Source organism: Rhizobium sp. B230/85, from assembly GCF_019355735.1.
In the GTDB taxonomy this organism is placed as follows: Bacteria; Pseudomonadota; Alphaproteobacteria; order Rhizobiales; family Rhizobiaceae; genus Rhizobium; species Rhizobium rhododendri.
This window is the reverse complement of the sequence record NZ_CP072160.1, coordinates 71,815-90,478: the sequence shown is the minus strand read 5'-3', so window position 1 is coordinate 90,478 and position 18,664 is coordinate 71,815. Positions and strand designations below refer to the sequence as shown.

The 18,664-nt window shown below is 55.2% G+C and carries 13 protein-coding genes and 3 pseudogenes; 3 read left to right on the top strand and 13 right to left on the bottom strand.

Features of this window, described 5'->3' with window-relative positions:
• Positions 1–450 precede the first annotated feature (450 nt).
• From virD4 to J5289_RS28140, 5 genes and pseudogenes are all read right to left on the bottom strand, one after another.
• Positions 451–2,430 (bottom strand): type IV secretion system ATPase VirD4, encoded by a 1,980-nt coding sequence (virD4, locus tag J5289_RS28160; RefSeq protein WP_209207776.1) that lies wholly within the window; start codon positions 2,428–2,430, stop codon positions 451–453.
• Between the two features lie 60 nt (positions 2,431–2,490).
• Entirely contained in the window at positions 2,491–4,497 is a 2,007-nt protein-coding gene (locus tag J5289_RS28155) for a hypothetical protein (RefSeq protein ID WP_209207777.1), read from the bottom strand.
• Between the two features lie 123 nt (positions 4,498–4,620).
• Positions 4,621–5,835, bottom strand: coding sequence for a relaxase/mobilization nuclease domain-containing protein (locus tag J5289_RS28150; RefSeq protein ID WP_209207778.1), 1,215 nt, complete (start codon positions 5,833–5,835; stop codon positions 4,621–4,623).
• 185 nt (positions 5,836–6,020) lie between these two features.
• The gene (gene virD1, locus J5289_RS28145; protein WP_209207779.1) at positions 6,021–6,467 is read right to left on the bottom strand and encodes a T-DNA border endonuclease subunit VirD1; all 447 of its coding nucleotides are present in this window, start codon (positions 6,465–6,467) and stop codon (positions 6,021–6,023) included.
• A gap of 842 nt (positions 6,468–7,309) precedes the next feature.
• Positions 7,310–7,864 (bottom strand): annotated as a pseudogene (locus J5289_RS28140) (transposase); the annotation flags it as partial.
• Between the two features lie 433 nt (positions 7,865–8,297).
• Here J5289_RS28140 and ltrA (J5289_RS28135) point away from each other — a divergent pair.
• Positions 8,298–9,527 carry a group II intron reverse transcriptase/maturase gene (ltrA, locus tag J5289_RS28135; protein ID WP_257625551.1) on the top strand — a complete coding sequence of 410 codons (1,230 nt, stop codon included), beginning with the start codon at positions 8,298–8,300 and terminating at the stop codon, positions 9,525–9,527.
• Positions 9,528–9,616: 89 nt separating this feature from the next.
• Here the strand turns inward: ltrA (J5289_RS28135) and J5289_RS28130 are convergent.
• The 7 genes and pseudogenes from J5289_RS28130 to ltrA (J5289_RS28105) all read right to left on the bottom strand — a co-directional run.
• Positions 9,617–10,660: pseudogene (locus tag J5289_RS28130) on the bottom strand (IS66 family transposase); the annotation flags it as partial.
• A gap of 73 nt (positions 10,661–10,733) precedes the next feature.
• Positions 10,734–11,078, bottom strand: coding sequence for an IS66 family insertion sequence element accessory protein TnpB (gene tnpB, locus J5289_RS28125; protein ID WP_209187038.1), 345 nt, complete (start codon positions 11,076–11,078; stop codon positions 10,734–10,736).
• Positions 11,075–11,446, bottom strand: a complete 372-nt coding sequence (locus J5289_RS28120) for a transposase (protein ID WP_257625550.1) — start codon at positions 11,444–11,446, stop codon at positions 11,075–11,077. The genes tnpB and J5289_RS28120 overlap by 4 nt, the downstream gene beginning before the upstream one ends.
• 85 nt (positions 11,447–11,531) lie before the next feature.
• A complete protein-coding gene (locus tag J5289_RS28115; RefSeq protein WP_247750805.1) occupies positions 11,532–12,734 on the bottom strand; it encodes an IS4 family transposase in 1,203 nt (400 codons plus the stop codon).
• Between the two features lie 138 nt (positions 12,735–12,872).
• Positions 12,873–13,054, bottom strand: a pseudogene (locus J5289_RS28110) (transposase); the annotation flags it as partial.
• Positions 13,055–13,133: 79 nt separating this feature from the next.
• The gene (locus J5289_RS29655) at positions 13,134–13,385 is read right to left on the bottom strand and encodes a group II intron maturase-specific domain-containing protein (RefSeq protein ID WP_247750806.1); all 252 of its coding nucleotides are present in this window, start codon (positions 13,383–13,385) and stop codon (positions 13,134–13,136) included.
• Positions 13,386–13,441: 56 nt separating this feature from the next.
• Complete coding sequence (gene ltrA, locus J5289_RS28105; protein WP_247750807.1) at positions 13,442–14,386, bottom strand: group II intron reverse transcriptase/maturase; 945 nt, start codon at positions 14,384–14,386, stop codon at positions 13,442–13,444.
• Between the two features lie 695 nt (positions 14,387–15,081).
• On the opposite strand from ltrA (J5289_RS28105), the gene J5289_RS28100 reads away from it, so the two are divergent.
• Both J5289_RS28100 and J5289_RS28095 read left to right on the top strand, forming a co-directional pair.
• Positions 15,082–15,945, top strand: a complete 864-nt coding sequence (locus tag J5289_RS28100; protein WP_111220930.1) for a site-specific integrase — start codon at positions 15,082–15,084, stop codon at positions 15,943–15,945.
• Positions 15,946–15,949: 4 nt separating this feature from the next.
• A complete protein-coding gene (locus J5289_RS28095) occupies positions 15,950–17,137 on the top strand; it encodes an IS91 family transposase (protein WP_162854796.1) in 1,188 nt (395 codons plus the stop codon).
• Between the two features lie 469 nt (positions 17,138–17,606).
• Here the strand turns inward: J5289_RS28095 and J5289_RS28090 are convergent, their stop codons facing one another.
• Positions 17,607–18,635 carry an IS110 family transposase gene (locus J5289_RS28090; RefSeq protein WP_209208108.1) on the bottom strand — a complete coding sequence of 343 codons (1,029 nt, stop codon included), beginning with the start codon at positions 18,633–18,635 and terminating at the stop codon, positions 17,607–17,609.
• Positions 18,636–18,664 lie beyond the last annotated feature (29 nt).

Here is an 18,664-nt window from a genome sequence, read left to right as displayed (position 1 = left end):
ATGCCGCCCGTATAAAAGCCTCACAATGAGCTCGTCAGATACTACTCGGTGAGCTCCCATCCGGACCGCTGGTAGCTCCGCCAGTAGCCGAAATTGTAAAATCAATGGGGCGTAGACGGCGCGTACAGTGAGCTTCGATACCGACGCATAAGTCTCGATAAATTCGCTTACCGTGATCGCATGCCAGAGGATTTCCAGGAAAAGTGAGTAGCTGTTTTCCGTCACGAAATGCGTAAAGACACAGAAAACAGATGGCTATTTGTCGAACGGCCCAGAGTACACGACCTACTGAAAAAAGGACCCCTCCCCAACCCTCCGCCTAGCGGGGAGGAGTTTTATAGCGAAACGTTTGCGTCGTGTACCGCGCGAACGGCGGTTACATCGAAGGACGGGACACTAAACTTATCTGCCAATCAGTAACAAACATTCATCCCTTTTCTGATCGGATTTTCACCCCCTGCCACCCCGTTGCTGAAGAGAAATAATCTGGTTGAGGAGTTCGTGCTGCGCCACCAGGGCTGGAGCAGTTTCCGAAGGCTCCTTGGAGTTTGCGGTGTCCACGCCTTTGTATCCCTCATCGACCCCGATCGAACCGGGGCGAACTTCTGTCTGCATGACGAGGCTTTGCTCAGGATCAGCAACGGGTTTGCTTTGAGCGGCAACGACGTCCACATACTCACTGTCTTCAATCTGCACCGGCTTTCGCCTTGTTGTATCGGCTGCGCTTTGATCAAGATTGTTGTCAAAGACATTTACGTCTTCCGGCAGCACCAACGATTCCGGCTCTGGAAGAGAACCCTGTTGGCTTTCAAAAATCCGCTTCAATATGAGATCCGAATAATACCTCACTTTTCTCAGTTTGAGAGGAGGCTGGCCTTTAATAAGAACAATTTCATAGTCGTCGTCGAGTAGACGGACTTGTTCGGCGCGCAGAAGTGGTGCTCCTTGTTCGGAGATTTGGATGTTATGGTCAAACATGCGGGCTTGGGTGTACGAGGTTGAGCGAGCCTGAAACGTGTGATCGCCAATCGCCTTAGAAATATAGGTTGGGGTCTCGTCATCAGCAGTCGCCATGAATATCTGCACACCAGTATTGCTGAGAAAATTTTGCTTACCAGCTTCATCATACGTTCCAGTCAAAGCCGAAAGGCTCTGTATAATGAACATGAAGCGGCCCTTATAGCCGGCGATCGTCGTAATCGCCGTCTCCACGGCTTCGAGCTTGCCCAAATGCTTGAACTCATCGAGGAGAAACAAAACCTCGTGACGTTCATCATCATGGGGCAGCGATCTCTGCAGGATTGATACCACCTGCTGGAAGAGAAGCCGCATCAGCGGCGCTATGACTTCGAGATCGTTTGGGCTGACACAAAGGTAAATACAAGTCCTCTTCCGCCGCAAATCGTAGACGGAAAAATCCGAGCGACTTGTGGCTGCTTTTATAAGTGGATCGGCCCAAAGATTGAGTCCTCCGTCGCCGAGGACCGATGTGTATGACGTCAGTATTTTGGTGTCATTTCCAGCCATATTGTCGAATATGCGCTGAGCTTCTTTGTTGTGCGTTTCCCCGGCAAGTTGCGCAAACAGTTTATATTTCTCACCCGGCTGAGCGAACAGATCATAAACGGCACCGATCGTTGGTGTTCCACGCTCAATACAACTCAATATACCTGCAACGAAGAGATCGCGAGCCCCATCGATGAAACCCTCCGCACCCTTACCTTTCGCTGTCAGGAGATTTGCAGCAAGGCGGCGTGTTTCAGTGAAGCGCCGTTCAGGCGGCAACGCGGCAATATCAAGCACGGGATTGTAACAGTGCGTTCGCCGCTCTGGATCTAAGGGCGAGAACTTGAAAACCGCGTCTCCGCTTGATTTACGCGCCCTCGATGTGAGTTCAAACAATTCGCCTTTTACGTCCAGAGCAATGACTGAGCCCTTGAAGGTCAGCAACGTCGGGATAACAATACCGACGCCCTTACCAGCACGAGTTGGCGCGACGACAAGACTGTGAGGTTGTTCTCCATTGCTTAGATAGCTACCAAACCAACGTGGTCCACATGTCTTGCCGAAGATCGGACCCGTGATATGCCTGTAGCGCTGGAGGTATCTCGCGTGCCGCATCTCGCCAGAGCCAGCCCAGCGAGCAGTGCCGTGGTGTTCGCGCTCGCGCATCGATGAAAAGAGTTGGCATACCAGCACAAGCATCGACGTGACAACGATTATGATAAGTCCACGATAGAACGTAGCGCTTGCGTATCCTGAATAAAGCGGCGTCTCATGCAGGAATGCAAAAACGCTGAATGTCATCATCGTTTCGCCCGTAAAGCCATGACGAAATGTGACGTATAAACTTGCCGCACAAAAACCAACGGCCAGTGAAAATACTATGCTTACAGTGAGGCGTAATGGCGTGTACTTGCCTGAATTCATCACGTCACCACGCTTTGTTCACTCTGTTGGAAAATCCGGTTTGTTTACAGACAGCTGAATCTACAGCCCATGACGCTCGCGTTGGCGCGGTTCAAAAATCCTCGCACCACGTTGAGTGTCGAGGTCATTCACGCTCCGGCCCATGGACCGATCTGCTAAGCTATGCGTTCTGCTTTCGGGCGCGACAGGTCCGGTCGGGCCAACATTCGTTTCCGATACGATAGTATGCAACCCAGCGTTCTGCTCGGAGGGAACTCTCCCTGGACGGGGTTCCGAGATTGCGTCAATCCGCGCCAGATCCTCATCGGTCAACTCAGGGAAATCATCTAAGTTCGTTTTTGATGGACCTGTGTCATGTCGCCCCCCCTCCTGTTGGACCCCAGCATGGATGGTCCACCCGCCAGGGGCAACGGCAACAGTCTCGGTTGCGGTAACGTCGTCCAAGCCGACCGCACAAGTCGTATTCGCTCCGTCCCGCCCCAAAGTCGAGCGCGGTTTGGAAAGTGCGTCGATCAACGCCAGATCCTCGTCAGTCAGCTCAGGGAAATCGTCGAATTTCGTTTCCGATTGGCCCGGGTTGTGCCCACCTCCTTCCTGTTGGACCCCGGCATGGGTGGACAAACCGCCGGGGCCAATGCCAACAGTCTCGGTTGAAGTGGCATCGTTCAACCCGACCGCACAACTCGTATTCGCAATATCCCGCTCCAAAGTCGAGCGGGGTTTGGAAAGCGCGTCTATCAACGCCAGATCCTCATCGGTTAACTCAGGGAAGTCGTCAAACTGCTCCTCGGGTGAGTTAAGCGATCGAACGGAACCTTCGTGGGCCGACACCAGATTTGTTTGGCTACCGATTACGCTACCGGTATTATCGCTCTCAGTGAGAATTTGGTGGTTCTCGATGCTGGCAGACCCAGCGTTAGTGCTTGAATTTACGCCGGCCATGCCTGTGGGATCCGCAGAAGCCCTGAGCGGTGAACCGCTTTCAGCAAGCAGATCGATGTCATCCAACCCTGGCCAGGAGAAGCCTTGCGTCGACGCAAGACTGTTGACCCCGAGATCCCTGTTGTCTGCCAACCAATACCGTGCGCTTCCCAAGCTTTCTTCGGGCTGGCCCTCTCCAGCAATGTCCACATCATGACTCAAATCAAACGTGCTTGCTCCAATTGGTAGCGTCGCTACCGAGCTATCTCCCAAACCCAAAGACGCGGAACTTTCATGGATCAATACCGGAGTTCTTTGGCTAACGATTTCGGTCCCTGTGTCGGAATGGTCATTGTCGGCGAGAACTTGCGTGCTTTCGACTATAGATCCGGCGCTAGTGCTTGGATTCGCAGTGGCTATGTCAGCGGGAGGCACGGAAGCCCTGATCGGTGAACCGCTCTCGGAGAGCAGATCAATATCATCCAGCCCTGGCCAGGAGAAGCCTTGCGTCGACGCAAGACTGTTGACCCCGAGATCCCTGTTGTCTGCCAACCAATGCCATGCGCTGTCCAGGCTTTCTTCAGGCTGGCCTTCTCCAGCGATGACCAGATCATGACTTGAATCAAAGGTTCTTGTATCAGTTGGCAGCGTTGCAGTTTCGTGCCGAGATTGCATATCACTTTCTGCCGTTTCGCCGACATTATCAGACCCTATGACCGGTTGGCGCACCCCTTGCGAAGCCGACATCGTGGCAAAGCGATCTCTCTCACCCAAAGACGCGGCAACAGGACCCACCTGCACTTTCGAGCTCATATTTCGCTTCGCCATCGGTTCACTTGCGTCACCGGTTTCCTCGTGCTGGCGCGGTCGTTTTAGTTCCAACTTGTCAGCACGTGACGAAGACGCCGCTTCACAGTCCGCAGTAGTAGTAGACCGTTGATTTTTGGCGGAAGTATCTGGAAGGTCGCGAACGCCATTCAAAACGAATGCTCCTACTCCAGTCGAGAGCTCTCTTCGGTTGTGCCGGACAGCGGCGGCTAAAGATGTGCCGGGGGTTGGTTCACGTCTGGCTATTTCGTTCACGTCATGGTTTGAATTCATCTTTGCAGGACGGCTGACGTCTCTACGGGGTTCTTCGTCTGCCATGATCGATCCCTTCTATCTTCTGCTTCTAAAGAGTCCTTAAGGTTCTGATTGGATCAGATATTCTTTCTATTCTGCTGATTTGATTTTTCTTTGCGGACAACGGCTTCCAGTTTTGGTGAGACTCTAATCCTCACGACTGCGCCCGTCCCTTGAACGCTTTCGAATACTTGGCTCCGCGTCCTCATAATAGGGACGCTTGGAATTTGGCACGTGTTGCCGCCGACGATCTGCCCCCAGAGACAATTCATCTGTAGCGACGTCGGATGGTCCAGCGTCATGCAACGGATTTTCTTCAGTGGGCTGTATCGACGATGTAATCAGATCGTCCTGGGCAACTGACACGTCGGTGATTGTCATACCCGCCCGAATTGCTTTTACTTTGGTCGGTTTTGAGTCTCTCTGGTCTTGCTCGCCACCACGGGGCCGTTTTCGATGAAGCCGTTGCCGAATGTCATCTTCGCCTGCTGTGTGCAAGATTGGTTCGATTGCCAAACGTTGAATGCTGGCAGCATCTTCAAGATACCGGCCGGAGGTATTCGATCCGATTGGTGCCCGGGAGCTCGCTTCAGACATCGGTCGAAGACTCTCGTTTTGTCGCGAATCTTCTGCCACGTTTCGAGGAGTCCCCCCGTGCGAAGGATTGAAAGATTGATCCTGTTCTGGATCGTCTACTCCGGGCGAGACATGTTCGACATCAGGGTTCTCTAGACGAATTTGATTAGCTTGCTGCCGCTCAAGGCGGCGATACTGAGCAAAAGTCATGGGCCGCTCGGTGATGTCGCGCTCAACTCGTCTGGTCGCCTCCAGGACGATTCCATGACGAAGCGAAATCTCGGCCATTTTAATGCGCAAGGCGTCGTAATTCAGTTGAGGATGCCGCCGGGATATTTTCAGCCAGCCATGTCCCAAAAGTTCGCGACGATTGATGACGGCATGCAGATGTGGGTGATCGCGATCGGTATGGAAGGCGGTAAGATAGTTGTATCTGCCTCCCCCTGCGCCTGATCCAAACATCTCGGCTACCCACTCCCGGCTGGCCGCATAAGCTGCGACATGGCTTGTACTGGCAGGGAAGCTTACAATAATGTGGGTGGTTAATTCCTGTTGCCTTTCCGAGTCGGACTGACTTTCGTCATAACTCCCGGTCTCTTGAACCCAACTACGGGCGAGATCGCGAATTTCAGCTGGAGGTACGAAAACATCGAGGTGCCGTGCAGAGCGCTGTAGCTCCAGCTTGCCCTTACGAGATAAGTACTCCAACTGATTGATGATCTGTTGGAGTGTCTTGGTCCCACCTCCAGGAACAATACGGATTATGACTTGAGACCGAGCGGGCATCTGACAAATTCCGTTTTAAGAGCTACGCATGAGTCTGTCAGGTTCAGATTGAACCACACAGCATAACGGTTCTTTGGGTTGAGTTGGTCTTATCGGAAAACCAGGCTTCGCTATTCCCTGACACACTCTAAAGAATGTTGCGTTTTATTGTCTTCAATAAAACGAAAACCTATAGGCGACAGGCTTTAGTGTTGCGAGGCATCCGCCAGCATGGAGCAACCGTCGATCCTTCGCCGTGATACCGACAAAATGGACCGGAGCAAGCTGTCCAGATCAGCAAAAGATTTACCAAAAGCGTTGCGTTCCGCTTGAAGAGCACTCAAATCCGTTGTCGGATTTTCAGCGTAAGCGCATAATAGCACCGCAACATTGCTTGAGAGCGCTCCTATTGATTGGAGTATGGATTCCATTATCTGCCGGGTCTCTGCATCAATCTCGAGAAACCCAGCAATCCGGCGTACTGCAACTCTTATGGCCATGCTGTCAGACAGCCCCAACCGGCGGGCTTGGCGAGAAAAACTCTCATATTCGGCCGATCGCAATCGAGTGCTGACGATCTTGAAACCCTCGGTTTTCTGCTCTTTGCACCGGTCGATAATATCACCTGAGCGGGATTTTGCGCTTTGCGGCATCGCTTGCTCCATAGAAAGCGGAATGATCTAGATTTTGTTCCGGAGTGGGCATTTCCAGTCAAGAGAACAGAATTCTCTGCCTGACACGAATGTAAATCAATAATAATTCTGTTATTTATCATAATATAAAGTTACATTTGCAATTATTTTATAATATAATTGAAATACAATCATTGCAATATCATATTATTAGCTAATTTTATGAAATCTAATGCGAATTCACTAAATTTGAATACAAATAAAACTAGGAATTGATGGAAATTTGCGGCTCCATCAAAATTCTCCTTTTATTTTCCTTCGCGAATACCACTTTTGCACATTGCGATGCCGTCGAGAGGGGGCACCCACTCCCTCCGCCCTCAGTGAAACGTATGGCCCGCCTTGCTTGCAAGTTGCTTTTTGATTTCCTGCGCAGCTGCTTCAACGTATCTGGTCTTACGGTGAGGCCGTAGCCAAGATGGATATCCGCACGTCCAGAGCCACGTTGAGTAAGCCTCCGGTGAAGCTTGCAATTACCCACATCTGAGTGTCGCTGCGATTTCGGTTCCGAGACGAATGTCCGTCAGCCGCCTGAGACCGCGCCAGACGACCGTATTTCCCGGAGGCGGATCTGAAGCTCTTGCAAGGTAACCACCCAAACGAGCGAGTTTGGTGAGATAGAAATTTAGCGATCCCGGCGTCGCCTGCCGGTTACCTGCGTTGCTGATCATTTGATCAAGAATTTCAATTTCCTGTTCGGTGAGAGCCGCAGTTGGCGGTATTTCTCTCCAACCGTTCGACGCGCTCTTTCGAGACGCGCACCGCCTCGACCATTTCCTGAAGTGCTATTTGATGGTAAGCGCTTAGCCGACAGCGTCTGCCTTATAATTCCAGGGCATTAGCAGCTCGATATCGGCGGCGGGCCAACCGTTTGCGATGCGCGTCAGCGTCTGGGAAAGCCAGGCAAGCGGATCGACGTTGTTCATTTTCGCTGTTTGCAAGAGTGTGGCGATCGTTGCCCAAGTCTCTCCACCGCCTTCGCTTCCCGCAAACAGGCTATTTTTTCTGGTAATTGTCTGTGGCCGGATCGCGCGTTCGACGATGTTGGAGTCTATCTCGACACGGCCATCATTCAGGAAGTGCTCCAGCGCCTCTCGGCGTGTCAGAGCGTAGCGGATTGCCTCGGCTGTCTTGGACTTCCCGGAGACTTTGGATAGCTCCTTTTCCCACAACTGGAAGAGATCGGCGACGATGCCAGCGGACGTCTCCTGACGACGCCTTGCGCGGGTCTCGGCGTCGCTGCCGCGGATCTCGTCCTCAACCTGCCAAAGTCCCGTCATCGCGGTGATCGACGCTGTCGCGGCGTCATTGATGCCACCGACGTGCAGTTCATAAAACTTGCGGCGGACGTGCGCCCAACTTGCGTCAGGCAAGCCCCGGAACGGGGGATGAACAAGAAAGGAGGTGAGAGTCGAGTAGAAACCGTTTGTAGCGATCCAGCGGGTTCAACGCCCGTCCGGCAAAGGCGCAGCCCGTCAGCCGGAAGCGAGTCTTGCATGGGTGTCGGCAACGACACTCGTGAAGCGTAGACAGCGGGTGATAAAGCGGCGGGGTAAGGCGAAGCAATAAGCTGATGGGTAAGCGTGAGCGGGAAGTCGTAGCACCCTCATAGTACCAATGAGCGCGGGGAACCGTGTCCGGCGGGACCCGAAGGAGGAAAGGAGGGTGCCACGGAACCAGAACCACTGACAGGAAACAACGGAGGGGACCCTGAGCCCTACAAACGTGTACACAAAACGGCAGTGGATAGCCGAACAGGCGAGGAAGCACCCGGAGAGGGTGTTCGCATCCTTGCACCATCTGATTGACCTCGATTGGATGTTCGAGGCGTGGGCTCTGACGCGCAAGGATGGCGCGGCGGGCATCGACGGGCGCACGGCTGACGACTATGAGAAAGATCTCAAGGCAAATCTTGAAAGCCTCCGGATCCGGATGATGTCGGGCAGCTACTACGCGCCACCGGTGCGACGCCACTACATCCCCAAAGCCGATGGGTCCCGGCGACCTCTGGGCATCCCAACGTTCGAGGATAAGGTGGCGCAACGGGCAATCGTTATGCTGCTGGAGCCGATCTACGAGGAGGACTTTTTGGACTGCTCGTTCGGGTTCCGGCCGGAACGGTCGGCACATGATGCCATCCGCTCATTGCGCGATGGCATCATGGACACCGGTCAGCGATGGGTGATCGACGCAGATATTTCGAAGTATTTCGACAGCATCGATCATGGGCATTTACGCAGGTTCCTCGACCTGAGGATCAGAGACGGCGTCATCAGACGCATGATTGACAAGTGGTTGAACGCAGGGGTGTTGGAGCAAGGCACCCTGAGCCGACCGGTAGCTGGAACGCCACAAGGCGGAGTGATCAGCCCGCTTCTTGCGAACATCTTCCTGCACTATGTGCTGGATAAGTGGTTCGCAGAAGTGGCGAAGCCCCGCCTAAAGCGGAGGTGCCAGATGGTGCGGTACGCTGACGACTTCGTCATGAGCTTCGAGGATCACTTGGACGGTCGGCGCATGCTGGCCGTACTGGGCAAGCGTTTCGAGCGGTATGGGCTTCGGCTACATCCTGACAAGACGCGCTATGTGGACTTCCGTTTCCGGCGCCCTCATGGGCAGCATCCGGCAACTAGTGCCACCAGTTTCAATTTTCTCGGCTTCACCCATGTCTGGGGCCAGTCGCGGAGAGGCAAGCCGGTGGTGCGGCAGGTCACGGCCAAGGATCGGTTTGCGCGGGCCTTACGGACAGCCAGGGATTGGTGCATCAAGCATCTGCACCTGTCGCTCACGGTTCAGCATCGACACCTGACCCGAATGATGCAAGGCCACTACGCCTACTACGGGATCACGGGCAACGGACGACGTCTGACGTGGTATCACCATCAGGTCGAGCGTATCTGGAAAAGCGGGCTCTCGCGCCGCAGCCGATCTGGGAAGCCGAACTGGAATCGGATGGCCCAGGTCCTTGACAGATTTCCCCTGCCGCCAACCCGGATCGTCCATCAATGGAGCCGTACCTGAGCGAAACTGGACCGTGAGGAACCGGATGCGGGAAATCTGCACGTCCGGATCTGTGAGGGCCGGGGCTTGGTAACGACCCCGCCTACTCGGCAATAGGCCAGCTTGATCGTTTCATTGCTGCCGGACTTGGCGCGTTCTTTGAGCATGCTGGTATAGGCCGAGTAGCCGTCAACCTGCAGGATGCCGCTGAAGCCTTCGAGATGACGCGCGACACGCTTCCCACCCCTGCTGACTTCGAAGCGATAGGCAACCATAGGCGGGCCAGACCCGCCAAAAGGTCGGTCATCGCAAGCGTAGGCCCATAACCACGCCGTCATTGTCTTGCCAAAGCCTGGAACCAGCGTCGGCAAGGTCGTCTCGTCCGCAAATATCCGCTCGCTGGCTTTGATACGCTCCAAGATGTAATCCGAAAGGATCCGCAGCTCGAAGCCCAGATGCCCCATCCATTGGGCCATCAAGGAGCGGCTGAGAACCACGCTGTCGCGCAGATAGATCGCCTCCTGGCGATAAAGCGGAAGACCGTCGCCGTATTTGGAGACAGCGATATAGGCCAGCAACCGTTCGCTCGGCAGGCCAGCTTCGATGATATGCGCGGGTGCCAAAGCCTGTAGCACACCGTCACGCTCCCGTAACGCGTATTTGGGGCGGCGTGTGATGATGACCCTGAACTTCGGCGGGATGACATCGAGCCGCTCTGATCGATCTTCGCCGATCAGAACCCTCTCCAAGCCCTGGCATTCCTCTGGGATCTCCGGCTCGATGACTTCCTCTATGCGCTCCAGATGGGCTGCAAAACCTTTGCGAGGACGGGCTTGCCTCTTTGGTCGTTCTCTGCCGACCTGGCCGAGTTCACGATCAATCGCGGCAAGGTCAGTCTCGACCTCCTCGAAGGCGAAGTCGATCTGGTCGTCGTTGATCGCCAGCCGCAGACGCTCGGAGCGCGTTCCTTTTTGAGCACGCTGCAAAACCTTTAAGATTGCCGTCAAATTGGTGATCCGCTCGTCGGCCTTCTGTTGGGTAACCTTCATTCGAGCGATTTCAGCATCAGTCGCAGCCCTCTCCGCGTTCAAAGCGATGATCATCGCTTTCAGCGCATCGACGTCGTCGGGAAGGGCGGGACCGGGTAAAATCATGATGCCAGTAAAGCACAAAAGCGCCCGATTTCCCAACACTTACAGCGACATGATTCATCTTGTCGCAGGCAATTCAGCCCGTTGACAGTGGTCGGCGCACTTGGACGGGATGGATCTTTTTCCAATCCATTCCGGCTAGAAGTGCCATCAACTGCGCATGGTCGAGACGGATACGGGCGCTGGACTGCCCTGGCCAGCAGAAGCCATTTTCCTCAAGAATTTTTGCGTAAAGGCAGACACCTGTCCCATCCCACCAAACAATCCGGATCCGGTCTGCTCGCTTCGACCGGAAGACAAAAAGTGCGCCACTAAAGGGGTCAAGGCCGCCATCCCGCACCAGGACCATCAGCGACGCGGCTCCTTTGCGGAAGTCGACCGGTTGGCACGACACGTAGACCACGACACCCGAAGCGATCATGCCTGCCGTACCGCTCTGACAATGCCGCTCAGCAGCGCCGGATCGGTCGAGGCGCTGACGCGAAGTGTCGCGTCGCCAACCTTTATCTCGACGGTGTCCGTTCGGACTGCTTCGAAACGGGTAAAGGCCTCGCCATCTCCGGCTGCGCTCAGGCGCTGAACCGAACCAGACGCAAGCGCTATTCGCCGCCAACCAAAAAGCTGCGACGGGTCCATTCCATGAGCACGCGCAACCGCAGACACATTCGCGCCAGGAGCAAGCGCTTCCTCCAAGATCTGAGATTTCTCCTCGTCTGACCACAACTTCGGCTTTCGCCGCGTTCGCACAGGATCAGCCGTCAGAATTTCGAACGTACGACCCTGTTTCATGTCTTCACTCATAGGTTTCCCAGCATGATTCACACTGAAAATGAGCGATTTTCCTCCTCAATGCTACGTGGGGTAGCCTTAGCGCTTACGGTATTTCGGGCGCACTGCGCGCGAGCATTGTCAACCAGAGCACCCTCCAGCTCATAATGCAGAACATGGCGACAAGGTTTGCCAGTCGGTCGGCCGTTCGTAATCGTGCATCTTCAGCCCGGCAGCCCGACTTCAGGATCTTATGGAAGACCTCAATCTTCCAGCGCATCGCGTACCATTTGATTTTTTCGACGGCATCGTCGCAGCTATGTACCTCAAGATCGGTCAGTAGCTTCCACTCGATGCGCTTGCGGCCGGCCGGAGGGTTGGGCTCCACCGCGTGGATGACCGTCAGATCCAAAGCAGGATATCGTTTCTTCTTGCCGATGGGCGGCAACACCCGGATCCGTTTGAATCGGATATCCAGGTCGACTTTAGTGACCTCCTCGGTATCGGCGCGAACTTCGATAAGGTGCCGTCCGGCAGTTTCAACATCGCGCATTTCAGCCGATATCGTGTGATCCCCGTTGCCAGCCAACCTGTCGACGACCGTACGCACGACAAAGTGCGTGCCAAGCTCCCTGGTCAGGCAGTAGAGTTCGTAGATATCACTTTCGCGATCGCCGACATGAATGCAACGGTCTGGTTGACCGAGAAGCCCGACGGATTGGCGAAGATTTTCCAGCCAACGGATGCTTTCCTTGCCCTCGATCGGAACACGCGTCGGATTGATCTTGCGTTTCAGCTGGGCCGTGCCCTTGAACTTGTCGCGGCTCCAGAATTTGACGGCCGCCAACCCCAAGGGTAGCCCATCCAAGGTTACAGCAAGGCTCGAATGCATCAATATTCCGCAGACCGTGTGGTGGCGCAGCCGCTCCTGTTTGTCTCGGCCACTGTTGACGCTCTTCGTAAAGCCAACGGCATGCGGATTACGGCGCTGATAGGTGAACTCGGTTGTGTCCTGCAGCACCAGGATCGGACCTTGGGAAGCAGCGTAGCGCTGAGCGGTCGCGGCAAAATGACCGTTGAGGATATCGCCTTCCTCAACATTCGGGTTGGAGAAAAACCGATAAGCGGCTTTCGTGTTGGCCCAGTCCTGGCAGGCGAAAGGAATGGAGCCGCCCATGGGCTCTCCGAGCTGTCGTAAAAGCTCTGTGCAGCGTCGGCCAAGGCGAGCATCCTTGAAACACCCCGCGTCTATTTCCTGCTTGCTCCAATGGCCGTCACTATCAGCCATCACATCGTCACGAACCGACATAAAGCACCGCCTCAAAAGAATCAGGTGCTCGACACAGAATCACAAGTGATTCTTTCGATTCAAGATTTCAGCGAAAGTTTCCCAAACGAGTCAGCTACTTATGGGTAATTGCAAGCCGGTGAAGGCCACAGGTCAGGCAGCTTGAGCCTGCAGAATGCCGGTGAGGGTCTTCAGGTGGCGCTCCGGATGCTCCTGTCGCCGGTCCCGCGATGCGTAATACAGCGCAGCCGGCGGTGCGAGCCCGCCGAATGTCGGTCGTCCCGGACATAGGTCCATATGCGACCGGTATCGGTCTTTCCCTTTGCCAGAACCGGCACTGTCGGGCGAGTAGGCCGGAGGAATTTCACCTCCAGCCTCTCTCAGAACCGGGCGTGAGGCTCTCACCTCACCCGGCTCCCATCAAGCGAGCTCCATGCCATTACCAAGTTGCCAGTGTACGAACAGCTTCCGGTTTTCACGCGCAATCTTTGCAACAAAGAGACGCGCTTGCCCCAGGCGTTTGCGAAAGCGCTTATATTTCCGTTTAAACCAAACATAGAGCGTTTCGTTGATGTATCTCGCCATCGGATAAAGTGCCGAGCGCGAGTATTGCCCATAGTATGCGATCCATCCCCGAACGATCGGGTTTATCTCGCGGGCAATGTCATTCAACGTCACCTCTGTTCGTTTGCGGAGTTTCAGGTTTCGAATCCTCTCCCGCATCGAATTCAGCGATGATATGCTGACGGCCGGGGTAAATCCGCAGAATGTTTTCTGCGTAACTGGACCCCGGACGGATCGCGGACGAAAGCAATACCCGAGAAAGTCGAACTTGACGGTCTCGTGCCTACCCCTCCGTCGATCATCTTTGCAGTAGACGATTTCGTTTTCGCGGGATGCATTTCCAAGCGACATTCCAAAAGACGAGCTGCAAGCGCTTCTCTGACGATCCGCGCTTCACTCTCGCTCCGGCAATGCACCAGTCCATCATCCGCGTAACGACACCATGGCAGGTCAGGGAACTGTCTGCCCATCCACACGTCGAATGCATAATGCAGGAAGAGGTTGGCAAGTATCGGGCTAACGACACCGCCTTGTGGCGTGCCGCAGTTTCGCTCGACGGTTGCCCCATCCTCCTTCCGCATTGGTGCTGTCAGCCATCTTTCGATGTAGAGCAGCGCCCAGGCACACGTTATGTGTTTGCGTACAGCCCGTAGCAGAAGGTCGTGGTCGATATTGTCAAACAGTCCTTTGATATCGAATTCCAGGACCCAATCATATTTCCAGCACCGCTTGCGCGTAACGCCGATGGCATCCAGCGCCGACTTTTCGGGCCGATAGCCATAGGAATCTGCCAGAAAGATTGCATCTAGATCCGGCTCAATCATCTGCTCGACCACACTTTGGGCCACGCGATCTGCCACTGTTGGCACCCCGAGGATCCGCTGGCCTCCACTCTTCTTAGGAATGGAAACGGCGCGAACCGGCGGAGGAAAGTAAGTGCCTGAGCTCATCCTGTTCCAGATCTTATAGAGATTCCCCTTCAGATCGGCCTCGAACTGCTCAATCGTTACTCCATCCACACCAGCTGCGCCTCCGTTGGATCGCACCTGCAGATAAGCTTCGTACACCTTCTGCTTACTGATATTGAACGGTTTGCCTTGCGTATCCATCAACGTCCTCCTGTTGCCAGTTGTGTTGATGATACGCCCACCTGATCCGACCTCTTCGCTCCAGCTCCATTACGAGCCTTCATCGCTACTACAGATCGGTCCGTCCCAGTGCTCCGCATCGGTACTCTCGCCTCACGGTTTTCTCCGCTTGTGCTTCTCCCTTTGCATCGGAGCGACTGGTTCCTGCAGTTCCGCGACAATGCCTGCATCCGCTTCACGCCCCCTCAACGCCGGTCGCCGCTTGCCCGGTCACCAGGCATCTGACAAGCTGATCCCAAAGAGACGACACACCTCTGGTTTTGACGACAGGTTCCACGTTACGACGCTTCATCGGAAGGTTCATTTTCATTCGTCTCTCGGATGCGTACCCGCCCAGGGTTTGCCCTGGACTTATACCAGTCGTCGGTAAGGCTGACTCTCTTGGGGATTCCCAACGACGGACGAATCTTCTGTGGTTGCCGCCCGTGATGCAAGAAGTCTTTGAACCGAAGGTCATGTGATCGAGTGCGGTCTTCTGTGAGGCCTGTAGATACGGCGTTTACAGAAGCCGCTGGCCGGTATGGTGATCTGCGGGTCGGGTCCAAATCTGATTGAACTAAGCCGCTGATCGCGGCGATTTGCGGCGGGCTTTGACGAGAGCGCCCTGACTGAGAGGATGGTTGTGTTGCAACCCACCCTTCAGACAGGAGGCCCCGATGGCTGAGATAAGCCCTCTTCGCCGCCGGATGATTGAGGACATGACGATCCGCAATTTGTCCCCGGCGACCCAAAGATCCTACATCAGTGCAGTCCGGAAGTTCAGCCGCTATTTCTCCCGATCACCTGATCGGCTTAATCTCGACGACATTCGCACGTTCCAGGTTCACCTTGTCTCGACGGGGATATCGTGGGCATCGTTAAATCAGATCGTGTGTGCTCTCCGATTTTTCTATGGCATTACCTTGGCCCAAGACGATGTCCCTGAGCGGATTCCATACGCGCGCAAACCCCGCAAGATCCCCGTTGTTCTGTCGGCGGACGAGGTGGCCCAATTTCTTGAGGCCGTCTCCAGTCTCAAGGCGCGTGTAGCGCTGACCACAGCTTATGCCGCTGGCCTCAGGGTCGGCGAGGTCTGTGGTCTGAAGATCGAGGATATCGACAGTTCCCGGATGGTGATCCATGTTCGTCATGGCAAAGGCGCCAAAGCCCGATACGTCATGCTGTCAAACGAGCTGCTGGGCATTTTACGCAGTTATTGGCGTCTATCGCGACCCACCGGGTTCCTTTTTCCAGGGCGCGATGCCGACAGGCCGATCGAACCGACCGTTTTGAACGCCGCCTGTCGTTCAGCGGTTGCCGCTACTGGCCTTTCAAAGCGGGTCACCGTCCATACGTTGCGGCATTCCTTTGCAACGCACCTTCTGGAGAATGGCACCGATATCCGGATCATCCAGGTCTTGCTTGGCCATGCCTATCTATCCAGCACTGCGCATTATGCACAGGTGTCCACCGACACCATCAGGTCGACCGCCAGTCCCCTTGACCGTTTGCGATTGGAGGTGACCCCGCCGGAAGCGTAGCAGGTTGCGTCCCGCCTTCGAAGTCGCCGACATCTTTCGGTGGCATGGTGGCCCTTACAGACGCGAGAACGCCGGTCATCTTGGCCGCGGCGAACGACGTGTCATGGGAGCGATAGAAGCCTGCCGGACACCCAGGCTTGGCGGTCACGTCAATGCCTGCGATAAGTGCGGCAAAACCCGCATCTCCTATAACTCCTGCCGCAATCGTCATTGCCCAAAGTGTCAGGGAGCTGCTCGCAAGGAATGGGTCGATGCTCGCATCGCCGATCTCTTGCCGGTCCCCTATTTCCATGTGGTCTTTACGATGCCACGTGGTGTCGCTGAGATCGCCTTCCAGAACAAGGCGGTCGTCTATGCATTATTGATGCGGATCTCGGCCGAGACCCTGCAGACCATCGCAGCTAACCCCAAGTGGCTGGGCGCAGAGATCGGTGTAACCGCTGTGCTCCACACCTGGGGCCAGGCCATGACCCACCATCCCCATGTCCATTGTGTCGTACCGGGTGGAGGCCTCTCACCCGATCGAACAAGGTGGATCAATTGCCGATCGGGCTTCTTTCTGCCCGTTCGCGTGCTGTCACGTCTGTTTCGCCGGCTTTTCCTGACAGCTCTCGCTGATGCCTTTGCCAAAGACGAGCTGCAATTCTTCAACGAACTCGCTCATCTCAACGATAACAAGACATTCGCCCGCCATCTTGCCCGCGCTCGCAGCATCGAATGGGTGGTCTATTCGAAGCCGCCATTCGGTGGTCCGGATCAAGTGCTCGCCTATCTTGGCCGCTACACCCATCGTGTTGCCATCGCAAACAGCCGCATCGTCCATGTCGATGACGACCATGTCGCCTTCCGATGGAAGGATTATCGTGGAAACGGTCGCGACCGTGAGAAGATCATGCGTCTTCATCCCCACGAGTTCATCCGGCGCTTTCTCCTTCATGTGCTTCCGGATGGCTTCCACCGCATGCGCCATTTTGGCTTTCTCGCCAATTGTCACCGGCGCGATCGTATCGCTCTCTGCAGAAGCCTCCTCGGCCAACTATCACCGATAGGCGAGCGATCCCATTCGACAAAATCTCAACAGGCCCATTCCTTCGAATGCCCCGATTGCCAGCACCCCATGCGTCGAACTGGCGTCACCGTCGCGCCTGTTTCACCGCCTCGGCCATCATCCTTCTGGTGCGATACTTCATGATGTCAGACAACCGCAAACATTACAGCATATTCCCACTCGCTCGCCGCTGTGCCGGCGATCGATATCGCTCGACCCCAGCAAGACCGAACCGCGTCAGATCCCGGTACATTTGGCCCACAGGTTGCAAGGTCTCCGGCAAAACGCTCAGGAATGTCGATTCTCAGGATCAGCGACACCCTCGGAGCAATCGGGACGGCATGGTTCCGGCTCTGCCGACATCGGGCCACTTCTCAATTCCCCATAGCAGCGTCAAACAACCCGCGTCTTAGTTCAATCCGGCTTACATGAGGTCGCCCGAACCCGCCGCACCGTCCCATGCGACCTCAAATAACCCTCCAGAATCCCGAGCTCTTCTGCTCATGATTCAAGGCTGGTTTTCCCGATCCAGATCTTTTCGATCATTTGCCCATTCGGGTCGTCGCCTTCTCACACCCCTTTTTCCGACATTAGGCTACCTACAACACCTTCATCATGTTGTTGGCGCCTGTGCCGGAACTCGATAATCCTCATGTTTTGTCAGCAATGCCCAGACCGTGCGCGCCATCTTGTTGGCCAGTGCGATCGCGACCAACATTCGGGGCTTTCGCGCGAGCATGCGCGCCAACCACGATCCTTCGGGTATGGATTTCCGGCCCAGCCAGTTCAGGCGTGTCATTGCCCCAATAATCAGCAGCCTGCGGATATCAGACTGCCCTGACTTGGAAATGCGTCCCAGTCGTTGTTTGCCGCCCGACGAGAACTGACGTGGCACAAGGCCGAGCCATGCGGCGAAGTCACGGCCACGCCGGAAGTTCTCCATTTGCGGAGCAAAGGCTTCGATCGCCAGGGCTGTCAAAGGGCCAACGCCAGGAATGGTCTGCAAGCGCCGCGCCGTGTCAGCTTCAGCCGACAATGCCTTGATCTTTGCGGTCCGTTCATCGATGCGAGCCGTCTTCTCAGCGATCTGTTTCAACAAGTCGCGGCATTCTTCAAGCATCAACACAGGCAAGTCGCTGTTTTGCCCGTCCAAAATCTCTTCAATACGCTTGAAGTGGTTACGACCTTGAGGAACAACATGGCCATATTCATAAAGGCATGCTCTCAGCGCGTTGATCAGTTCTGTGCGCTGATGGACGAGGCGTTCTCGAGCCCGAAACAGAATCGCTCGGCTCTGCTGATCCGCGGATTTTGGCTCCACGAAGCGCATTTCCGGTCGCTGGGCCGCAATTACGATAGCCTCCGCGTCCGTCGCATCGTTTTTCTGTCGCTTGACGAACGGCCGTACATATTGCGCCGCGATCAGCTTCACTTCGTGGCCAAGCCTAACCATCTCACGTGCCCAGTAATGCGCGCTGCCGCAGGCCTCCATCACCACCAACGCCGGTGGGTGTTCCGCCATGAACTTGGAAAAGTTCTGCCGTGACAGCTTCTTTCGAAACCTGACTTGCCCGCTCATCGAAGCACCGTGCAGTTGAAAGACATTCTTTGCCAAATCCACGCCAATCATCGTATCGTTCATAACGGTTGCCGTCCTTTCCGCTAAGTGGT

What these genes read in the sequence shown, in the direction of transcription:
- virD4 (WP_209207776.1), bottom strand. Translation starts at nt 2,430, where the DNA reads ATGAATTCAGGCAAGTACACGCCATTACGCCTCACTGTAAGCATAGTA.
- J5289_RS28155 (WP_209207777.1), bottom strand. Translation starts at nt 4,497, where the DNA reads ATGGCAGACGAAGAACCCCGTAGAGACGTCAGCCGTCCTGCAAAGATG.
- J5289_RS28150 (WP_209207778.1), bottom strand. Translation starts at nt 5,835, where the DNA reads ATGCCCGCTCGGTCTCAAGTCATAATCCGTATTGTTCCTGGAGGTGGG.
- virD1 (WP_209207779.1), bottom strand. Translation starts at nt 6,467, where the DNA reads ATGCCGCAAAGCGCAAAATCCCGCTCAGGTGATATTATCGACCGGTGC.
- tnpB (WP_209187038.1), bottom strand. Translation starts at nt 11,078, where the DNA reads ATGATCGCTTCGGGTGTCGTGGTCTACGTGTCGTGCCAACCGGTCGAC.
- J5289_RS28120 (WP_257625550.1), bottom strand. Translation starts at nt 11,446, where the DNA reads ATGAAACAGGGTCGTACGTTCGAAATTCTGACGGCTGATCCTGTGCGA.
- J5289_RS28115 (WP_247750805.1), bottom strand. Translation starts at nt 12,734, where the DNA reads ATGTCGGTTCGTGACGATGTGATGGCTGATAGTGACGGCCATTGGAGC.
- ltrA (WP_247750807.1), bottom strand. Translation starts at nt 14,386, where the DNA reads ATGGATACGCAAGGCAAACCGTTCAATATCAGTAAGCAGAAGGTGTAC.
- J5289_RS28100 (WP_111220930.1), top strand. Translation starts at nt 15,082, where the DNA reads ATGGCTGAGATAAGCCCTCTTCGCCGCCGGATGATTGAGGACATGACG.
- J5289_RS28090 (WP_209208108.1), bottom strand. Translation starts at nt 18,635, where the DNA reads ATGAACGATACGATGATTGGCGTGGATTTGGCAAAGAATGTCTTTCAA.